The organism is uncultured Actinobacillus sp. (genome assembly GCF_945915845.1).
Lineage (GTDB): Bacteria > Pseudomonadota > Gammaproteobacteria > Enterobacterales > Pasteurellaceae > Exercitatus.
Genome location: NZ_CAMEFX010000066.1, coordinates 1 through 6,898 on the forward strand (window position 1 = coordinate 1; position 6,898 = coordinate 6,898).

Consider the following 6,898-nt stretch of genomic DNA (forward strand, 5'->3'; position numbering starts at 1 on the left):
GTCTTTCTGATCAAGAAATCTTTTCGTTAATGGTGGAAATGCGTTGGGGGTCGGCGGAAAAAATTTGTTGCCCACATTGCCAACGCACTCAACCTTATTTTATTCAAAGCCGTCAAAAATGGCGTTGCCGTGATTGCAAACGGGAATTTAGCCTGACTTCCGGCACACTGTTTGCCAGCCATAAATTGCCGTTGCGTACTTATTTGTTAGCATTGGTGTTTTATATTAATGCCAAACAAGGTATTACCTCAAAACGTTTAGCACGAGAATTGGCGGTGAATTATCGTACGGCGTTTATGTTAAGTCATAAAATTCGTGAGAGCTTAAAACCGGATTTAGAAACGCAAAAAATTAGCGGAGAAGTGCATATTGATACTTGTGAAGTGAACGTTTTGGTGGAGGCTGAAACCTTAAAAGAGCAAAAAGCAGACAAGGTCAATAATCAAGATCGTACCTTTTATTTAGCCGAAATTCCGCCCAATATGCAGCAAAATGTGCAGAAAAAGCAGGAAAAATGGCAAATAAAACATCAACAAGACGAGCAAAAGCGCCGTGGAAATTATGCTCGATATGGGAAAACGTTGGACTATCGCGCCAAATCTTTTGTGAAAGAAAAGCGTAAGTTGTTGGTTATGACCAATAATGAACGACAACAAACCTTGGTTTTTCCGATTTATGCTGAAAATAAGGCAACAATTTCTTATTTGGTAAGAAAATATGTGACGCAAGGCAGCACAATTTGCACCGATGGCGCACGCGCCTATAAACATTTAGCCGCTTTGGGCTATGAACACGAAAGTGCGGTACATTCTAAGAAGATTTTTAAAAATTCGAAGGGTTATCATAATAACTGGGCGGAAAACTTTTTTAGCCGCACCAGAAGTTTGTGGGTTCAGCTTGCGCAGGTAAAAAATGTGCATTTGTGGGCATATGCAAATGAAATGGCATTTCGTTTGGATCATTGCGTAATGCCTTCGGGGTCAATGTTTTTAGCTTTGTTGAAAAAAACGTTGCAAACAACGGTGCAAGACTTTTGGAAGGGTTATGGGAAAACGGGTTATGTGGTGAGAGATGAGATGGTGTTTTAGGAGAAGTTTTTTGTAAAAAAGAATGGGGAGGCCTTATCCCAAATTCTGTGTAAACACCCATTTCAACTTAACGGTGATCGTCTAGGCGATCACCAGTGACACGGCAGTAAAGCAGATTTAACCTTAAGTACCTAGGAGGATTCCCTAGATGCTTTTTATTTTAACGCGGACAAATTTCAGATTCAACAAAGAAATACGCAATTTCACGCTCTGCACTATCCACACTATCAGAACCGTGAACTGAATTGCGTTGTTTGCTTTGAGCAAAATCCTTGCGAATCGTGCCTTCTGCCGCAGCTTCCGGATTGGTGGTACCTATCAAAGTGCGGTAATCTTTGACGGCATTTTCTTTTTCAAGAACAGAGACCAAAATAGGTGCTGACATCATATATTCCACCAAAGGCTCAAAAAATTCCTTGCCTTGATGTTCTGCATAAAATCCTTCCGCTTGAGCACGTGTTAAACGTAGCATTTTAGCGGCAATAATCTGAAACCCTTGCTCTTCAAAACGGGCTAAAATTTTCCCCACCAAATTTCGCTCAACGGCATCAGGTTTGATGATAGATAAAGTTCGTTCTACTGTCATTGGCTTGCTCCTTTTTGAAAAATAACCTAAAGATTTTAATGGATTGAATGATGATACACTAGGGCTATTGACCTATCTCTCAAACACTTCCGTTACTAATTGCGTTAATCCGTCTAATAAGATCAATTCTTGGTTTACCCCATTAATCTGTGCTAAATCCCACCGCACTTTTTGAATAATTTGATTCGCTTTTAATAACCCTTGTGCGGTTTGTTTTTCACTAAATTGTTGTACAGCTTTCGCCAAATCTTGGCACACCCAGCCGGTTCTAATGCCTAATTTATCTTTTAACGCATCGGATAAAAAGCTGTTCAACCAGTCTAATTGTTGATGAGCCAAAGTTTTATCAAATAACGGCAACACTTCCAAAGGCGAACGGCGTAAATAAAATACCCAAAAGGCGCGTAAAAATTCACGGCGTTTTTCAATCAGCCCCTGTTCCAACGTGGTTAACGCCAATAACGGCCGCCCATAATTAATACGAAGCGCGGTGTGAATTTCTGCAATTTCATCATTGCGTTGAGACTGCAACCAAGCCTGCGCAACACCTAAGGTCGGCACATTCAATAACCAAGATTGGCAACGGCTATAAATGGTCGCAATTAATGAAGAAGACAAATCTGTTTGTAGTAAAAAATAGGTATTCGGGCGCGGTTCTTCTAAGGTTTTTAACAACGCATTGGCTGCTGCTTCCGTTAATCGTTCCGCACCCTGTACAAGCACAACCTTATTACCACCTTGTTGTGCATGCTGATTCACTTTTTCATTGATGTCACGCACCTGATCTACGCCAATATCTTTATCTTCAATCGAAGTTAACAAATGAAAATCAGGGTGATTACCTGCGCTAAATAAATGGCAATGATGACAATGCCCACAAGGCTTTTGGCTTTCTTGGCAAAATAAAAATGCCGCGACTGCATTCACAAGGCTTTCCGCCCCTAAGCCCAAATCCGCCTTAAATAATAACGCGTGATGCCCATGACCTTGGGAAAAAGCCTGCGTAATTTTGTCATAAGTGGGCATAAGCCAAGGATAAAGTGCGGTCATAATGAAGTTGTTTTTCCTACCGAATTCACAAATTTTTGCACCGCACTTTGGATATCCGCGGTGACCCGTTCAAGTTCCTGACCGGCATTGATAATAACGGCTTTCGGGTTGTCTTTCACCAATTCCAAATAGCGCGCTCGCGTGCGGTAAAAAAAGTCTAAGCCTGCCTGTTCAATGCGATCTAATTCGCCACGTCCACGGGCACGCGCTAATCCCAAGGCAGGATCGATATCCAAATACAGGGTAAAATCCGGTTCAAAATCGCCCAATACACTCTCTTTAAGCATTTGCATAAACGCCTTATCAAGCTGACGCCCACCGCCTTGATAAGCTTGTGATGACAAATCATGACGATCACCAATTACCCATTTTCCTTGCGCCAGTGCGGGTTTGATAATATTTTCGATCAGCTGAATACGTGCTGCATAAAGCATTAACAGTTCCGCTTTATCGGTTACGGGTTCTTCCGTTTCATATTTAATTAAATTACGCAACTTTTCTGCCAAAGGCGTGCCGCCCGGTTCGCGCGTAAAAACTAAATCCGTCACCCCTAACGCTTTCAGTTGCGCGACGACTGTATTCAGTGCAGTGGTTTTTCCCGCACCTTCTAAACCTTCTAAAACAATAAATTTTCCGTTCATACTGTTCTCAATGACTGGGATTATTTTTTATTTTGTCGATACCAACGTAAATATTCTTGTACCGCGTGATTATGTTCACTCAACGTACGGCTAAACTTATGACCACCGGTGCCATCTGCCACAAAATACAGAAAATCCGTTTTTTCCGGATGCGCTACTGCAAAAATCGCACTTTCACTTGGGTTCGCAATCGGTGTCGGCGGCAATCCATCAATGGTATAAGTATTGTACGCCGTAACCTGCTCTAAATCTTTTTTACGGATATTGCCATTATACTCATCGCCCATACCGTAAATCACCGTAGGATCCGTTTGCAAGCGCATTTTCGTTTTCAAACGATTAATAAACACCGAAGCAATTTTGCCACGCTCCGCTTGAACGCCACTTTCCTTTTCCACAATCGAAGCCAAAATCAGCATCTCATATTTATTGGCAAGTGGCAAATCCGCATCCCTTTCAGCCCAAGCTTTATCTAAGGTTTTCGTCATTTTCACCACGGCACGTTTCAATAGTTCTTCATCACTAGAATTGGGCACATAATGGTAAGTATCAGGATAAATCCAACCTTCCAATTTGTGTTGGTTGTTTTCAGGTAAGTTGAATTGTTTAAGTAGCTCTGCTTCGCTTTTTCCGGCTAATTGCTGTTTTAAGTGCGGTGCATTTTCCAAGGATTTTTTCACTAATTTCCAAGTTTCTCCTTCGCCAAAACGAAGGCTAAACTGCACTTCCTTACCGCTATTCAACAGTACTAGCAAATCATTGAGCGTTTTCACGCCGTTTAAGGAATAGGTTCCCGCTTTGACGTTATTTAAATTGGGATGCAATTTTAAGGCCCAAGGCAACCATTTGGCATCATCAACCAATTTTTCTTGCTCTAACAATGTGGCTAATTTTTTGCCGGTGGTTCCCCGTTCCAAAGTCAATAATTGATCCGATTGCACAGGGATAGGTCGCTGTAGAAATTGTTGTAGTTGGTGATAACCCCAAAAGCCGGCGCCCACCAAAAGTACAAGTAAAATAAGAAAAATAGAAAGAATTTTTTTCATTGATTATATGAAGTGAATAAAAATTGGCGTGATTTTAGCATAGAACAGAAAAGAAAGAAAAAGTGCGGTAAAATTTCACCGCACTTTGAAGAGATAAGAAATTAATACAACAAACGCGCACGGATTGTGCCATCAATTTCTTTTAATTGAGTAAGCAATTCATCGGTATTTTCTGATTCCACATCAATGACTACATAACCGATTGACGGATCCGTTTGTAGGAATTGTGCGGCGATATTCACATTGGCATTCACAAATACTTGGTTGATTTTGTTTAAAATACCCGGTTTGTTATGGTGAATATGCAATAAACGTTTCGCCCCTTCGTGTTCAGGTAAGGACACTTCTGGGAAATTCACCGCAGAAAGTGTTGAACCGTTGTCTGAATATTTCACAAATTTCAACGCCACTTCCGTACCAATATTTTCTTGCGCTTCTACCGTTGAACCACCGATATGCGGTGTTAAAAGGACATTATCAAATTTGCGTAAAGGTGATTCAAATACTTCATCGGCTGAAGCAGGTTCTACCGGGAAGACGTCTACCGCTGCACCACGGATCTTACCTGCGTCTAATGCTGCCGCTAAAGCATCAATATCTACCACAGTACCACGTGCAGCATTCACCAAAATGCTATCTTGTTTTAATTGTGCAATACGTTCTGCGCTCATTAAATTTTTAGTGGATGGATTTTCCGGTACATGTAAAGAAATCACATCACAAGAACACAATAATTCTTCCAACGTATTGACTTGTTGTGCATTACCTAATGGTAATTTCGTTTCAACATCATAGAAATAGACGTTCATCCCCAAAGATTCTGCGATAATACTTAATTGAGAGCCGATATGACCATATCCCACAATCCCTAATTTTTTACCGCGCACTTCGTGTGAACCCACAGCAGATTTATTCCATTCACCACGGTGAACTTCCGCATTGGCTTTTGGAATTTGACGCATTAACAAAATAATTTCGGCTAACACTAATTCCGCTACAGAACGTGTATTCGAGTAAGGCGCATTAAAAACAGGAATCCCTTTTTCTTTTGCTGCCACCAAATCCACTTGGTTGGTGCCGATACAGAAGCAACCTACCGCAATTAATTTATTGGCATGTTCTAAAATATCTGCCGTTAAGTTAGTGCGCGAACGCAAACCAACGAAATGAGCGTCTTTAATCGCTTCTTTTAATTCTTCAGGCTCTAAGGCTTTTTTGTGATATTCGATGTTGGTGTAACCTGCATTATGTAACACATCTAATGCATTTTGGTGTACGCCTTCGAGTAACAGAAATTTAATCTTTGATTTATCGAGAGAGACTTTAGCCATTCTGTGATTTCCTTATTGTATTGTTAAATTTATGTTTGCATTGTTTAGGAAGAAAAGTGCGGTCATTATTCAATAACTTTCGCACCTTCAGGGGTTCCAACAATCACTGTATGTGCCGCATTGAGTGCAAAAATACCATTTGTCACTACACCTGCAACATTATTTAATTCTTTTTCCATTTCGATGGGATTCATAATAGCGAAATTATGTACATCTAAAATCACATTGCCATTATCAGTAATCACCCCTTCGCGCCATTCCGGTGAACCACCTAATGCCACCAATTTGCGCGCCACTTGTGAGCGTGCCATTGGAATCACCTCCACAGGCAATGGGAATGTTGAACCTAATACGTCCACTAATTTCGAGCTATCAACGATACAGATAAATTTTTTCGCCAAAGACGCCACGATTTTTTCACGGGTCAATGCCGCACCGCCGCCCTTAATCATCATTTTTTGTGGGTTAATCTCATCCGCACCGTCCACATAAATATCTAAACTTGAAACGTCATTGGCACTAAACACTTCTATACCTTGTTGACGTAATAATTCTTCTGAGGCTTTTGATGCAGCCACTGCGCCTTTAATCTCATCACGCATCGTGCCCAAAGCTTCAATAAAACAATTCACCGTTGAACCGCTTCCCACCCCAACAATGGTATCAGGTTGAACAAATTTCAACGCTTCTCGTGCAGCAAGTTTCTTCATTTCAAGTTGATTCATCTTTTTTCCTTATTACGCCTATCGCGCAAACGATTGCTATACTCTAATACCAAACTGCCATCGTGACAATAACAATTTGCTATAAATTATTTCATCTCGCTATGAAAGGGGTTCATAGCTACCATCCGCCATAGATTACCATATCTATTTAAAATTAAAATCACTACAAAAAAATAAGCCAAAATTTGACTTTTGGCTTATCTAAAAAATAAAGACGGATTAACTACAGGTTACCTTAATGGCAAGTCCACCTTGTGAAGTTTCGCGGTACTTGGTATTCATGTCCTTACCCGTTTCAAACATGGTTTCAATCACTTTATCCAAAGAAACACGTGGACTAGAAGTACGGCGTAATGCCATCCGACTGGCATTAATAGCTTTTACCCCCGCAATCGCATTGCGTTCAATACAAGGAACTTGAACTTGCCCCC

The 6,898-nt window shown here is 40.9% G+C and carries 8 protein-coding genes; 1 reads left to right on the forward strand and 7 read right to left on the reverse strand.

Features of this window, described 5'->3' with window-relative positions:
• Positions 1 to 1,088 (forward strand): transposase (locus Q0O89_RS10055; protein WP_293731565.1); only part of this gene is annotated, 1,088 nt, incomplete at its 5' end.
• A gap of 160 nt (positions 1,089 to 1,248) precedes the next feature.
• Here Q0O89_RS10055 and ndk read toward each other — a convergent pair.
• The 7 genes from ndk to Q0O89_RS10090 form a co-directional block, all read right to left on the reverse strand.
• Positions 1,249 to 1,674, reverse strand: a complete 426-nt coding sequence (ndk, locus tag Q0O89_RS10060) for a nucleoside-diphosphate kinase (RefSeq protein WP_293731566.1) — start codon at positions 1,672 to 1,674, stop codon at positions 1,249 to 1,251.
• Positions 1,675 to 1,746: 72 nt separating this feature from the next.
• On the reverse strand, positions 1,747 to 2,724 hold the full coding sequence (locus Q0O89_RS10065) for a DNA polymerase III subunit delta' (RefSeq protein WP_293731567.1): 978 nt from the start codon (positions 2,722 to 2,724) through the stop codon (positions 1,747 to 1,749).
• A complete protein-coding gene (tmk, locus tag Q0O89_RS10070; RefSeq protein WP_135709291.1) occupies positions 2,721 to 3,365 on the reverse strand; it encodes a dTMP kinase in 645 nt (214 codons plus the stop codon). Before tmk ends, Q0O89_RS10065 begins: the two co-directional genes overlap by 4 nt.
• A gap of 20 nt (positions 3,366 to 3,385) precedes the next feature.
• Positions 3,386 to 4,411 (reverse strand): endolytic transglycosylase MltG, encoded by a 1,026-nt coding sequence (mltG, locus tag Q0O89_RS10075; RefSeq protein WP_293731568.1) that lies wholly within the window; start codon positions 4,409 to 4,411, stop codon positions 3,386 to 3,388.
• 101 nt (positions 4,412 to 4,512) lie between these two features.
• The gene (serA, locus tag Q0O89_RS10080) at positions 4,513 to 5,742 is read right to left on the reverse strand and encodes a phosphoglycerate dehydrogenase (protein ID WP_293731569.1); all 1,230 of its coding nucleotides are present in this window, start codon (positions 5,740 to 5,742) and stop codon (positions 4,513 to 4,515) included.
• A 65-nt stretch (positions 5,743 to 5,807) separates the two neighbouring features.
• Positions 5,808 to 6,467, reverse strand: coding sequence for a ribose-5-phosphate isomerase RpiA (rpiA, locus tag Q0O89_RS10085; protein WP_293731570.1), 660 nt, complete (start codon positions 6,465 to 6,467; stop codon positions 5,808 to 5,810).
• 219 nt (positions 6,468 to 6,686) lie between these two features.
• Positions 6,687 to 6,898: L-serine ammonia-lyase, iron-sulfur-dependent, subunit alpha (locus Q0O89_RS10090; protein ID WP_293731571.1), on the reverse strand; the 212-nt coding region annotated here is incomplete at its 5' end.